This window comes from Coleofasciculus sp. LEGE 07092 (assembly GCF_015207375.1).
Taxonomy (GTDB): domain Bacteria; phylum Cyanobacteriota; class Cyanobacteriia; order Cyanobacteriales; family Coleofasciculaceae; genus LEGE-07092.
Genome location: NZ_JADEWY010000282.1, coordinates 1 through 1,751, shown reverse-complemented (window position 1 = coordinate 1,751; position 1,751 = coordinate 1). Strand labels below are relative to the sequence as shown.

3 protein-coding genes and 1 pseudogene are annotated in these 1,751 nt (G+C 47.8%); 1 reads left to right on the top strand and 3 read right to left on the bottom strand.

Translation table 11 applies throughout. The annotated features are described in order from the left end of the window. Nucleotides 1–56: 56 nt before the first annotated feature. The 3 genes and pseudogenes from IQ257_RS31760 to IQ257_RS30970 all read right to left on the bottom strand — a co-directional run bounded on the left by IQ257_RS31760 (nucleotide 57) and on the right by IQ257_RS30970 (nucleotide 911). Nucleotides 57–604 (bottom strand): annotated as a pseudogene (locus IQ257_RS31760) (transposase). Then, nucleotides 577–732 (bottom strand): hypothetical protein, encoded by a 156-nt coding sequence (locus IQ257_RS31755; RefSeq protein WP_369076458.1) that lies wholly within the window; start codon nucleotides 730–732, stop codon nucleotides 577–579. Before IQ257_RS31755 ends, IQ257_RS31760 begins: the two are co-directional and overlap by 28 nt. After that, entirely contained in the window at nucleotides 663–911 is a 249-nt protein-coding gene (locus IQ257_RS30970) for a hypothetical protein (RefSeq protein WP_265584635.1), read from the bottom strand. Before IQ257_RS30970 ends, IQ257_RS31755 begins: the two co-directional genes overlap by 70 nt. A 358-nt stretch (nucleotides 912–1,269) precedes the next feature. Between IQ257_RS30970 and IQ257_RS29550 the strand changes: the two genes are divergently transcribed. Next, nucleotides 1,270–1,734, top strand: coding sequence for a TMEM165/GDT1 family protein (locus tag IQ257_RS29550; RefSeq protein ID WP_322744510.1), 465 nt, complete (start codon nucleotides 1,270–1,272; stop codon nucleotides 1,732–1,734). Nucleotides 1,735–1,751: the final 17 nt, after the last annotated feature.

The following is a 1,751-nucleotide window of genomic DNA, read 5'->3' as shown; positions in this document are numbered from 1 at the left end:
GTGCAGAGGTGCGGGGGAGCAGAGGGGCAGGGGAGAATATAGAACCCATTTGAGATCTATTCAGATGCCAATCTTTTGAGCATCAGTCTGATGAAGCAGAGATTGAGCTTTGCAGTGGCATGGCTAAGAGTCCTCTCAAAGTTCTTGACTAAACTTTTACAACGTTCCATCCACGCATTCGACCGCTCAATTACCCATCGCGTTGCCACCACTACAAATCCCATCTTTCCTTGTGCCGCTTTTTCGGCTTTTGTCGGCTTGGGTGCCAGTTCAAACCGGATCTTGGTCATGATCTGGGGATAGAGTTCTTGCAAGGAGGCGGTCAGGCTCTCTGGATGATAGCCATTGTCCAGCAAGATGGTGATATAAGAGAATGTTGACAGGCTTGGCGCGAAAATAATCGAGGTTGTGACTCAACATTTCGAGCAAGCCTTGGTCATCGGAGACATTGGCTTTAGTACAGTGGGTGAAAAACGGAAAACCCAATGTATCCACCGCCAGATGTCGTTTAATACCATTGGTGCTTTTGTTTTCATCAGAAGCCCTTGGACTCGATACTGGCGTTGCAGGTATTCTTCACCGCTTGGGAATCAATGAGCAGCAATGTTGTCCACTTGGCTTTTTTTTCACTTGTTCGCGTACTTGCCCATGTAACAGCTGCATCAGGGTAACGATGGCTCCGGCGTCCCGCCACTGCTTGTAATGCCAATAGACGGTTGAGTAAGGAGGCAGGTCTTTAGGCAAATCTTGCCAATTGCAGCCATTAAGCGAGTTGGTAAAAAATGCCATCCAACAGTTCTCGTGCAAGTCCACTCGCAGGGTCTCGTTTGCTTCTTAACAGGCAATACCTGGGGCAGTAGGGGTTCAAGGATTTCCCATTCTTCGTCTGTGAGGCTGCTGGAATACGGCATGGTCTGTTGGATATGGCTTTGGCTTACCTTAGTGCAACATACTCAAAGATGTCAAATGGGTTCTATAGAGACTCACATCTTGCACCTTTGTCGATAAGCCCGAAAATCCGCCCGGAGTTCAAACTCCGGGCTAATAGCTCAAGTCCATTTCAATGGACTGAAAGCCTTATCCAGTCGTCTAAAGACGAATGCCAGCTATGAGACAGTGGTTTTAACCACTGGCTGTTAGTGAGACTGGTGCAAGATCTGAGGAGACAAACTTTTCTTACCCTTCTTTTAAGTTTGCCCATTTGTAAAGTTCTGAAAATATGAATAAACTATGAAAGGGTATCTAACGACATATAGATGACAATTGCTTGTGAAACATTCTTCTCTGCCTTTAGCCAGTTCTATTCTCACAGCACCTTCCACTTTGAGCGCTCCAGTGTCAGAAAACCGTTCTGACTCCTCTGAGTCTAGCCCCCTGACTCAGCCCATAGATGTACCCTTAACAGCAACTCCTCCTCTCCCTCCCAAGTCTATTGCACAACGTCGGCAGAGTGTATGGAGAATCTTTAGCTCGACATTCCTCACTATTTTCCTTGCCGAGATGGGAGATAAAACTCAGCTAGCCACTTTGCTGATGAGTGCTGAGTCTCAGTCTCCTTGGATTGTGTTTCTCGGTGCAGCAATAGCACTAATTGCCACCAGTTTGCTAGGGGTGTTGATTGGGCGTTGGTTATCCCAACGACTGTCTCCGAAAGCGATGGAAACCGCAGCCGGAGTGCTATTACTCTTCATTTCTGTAACGCTACTGTGGGATGTGGTGCAGCTCGGTGGCTAGGGGGGAGGGGGGAGTGG

What these genes read in the sequence shown, in the direction of transcription:
- IQ257_RS30970 (WP_265584635.1), bottom strand. Translation starts at nt 911, where the DNA reads ATGCCGTATTCCAGCAGCCTCACAGACGAAGAATGGGAAATCCTTGAA.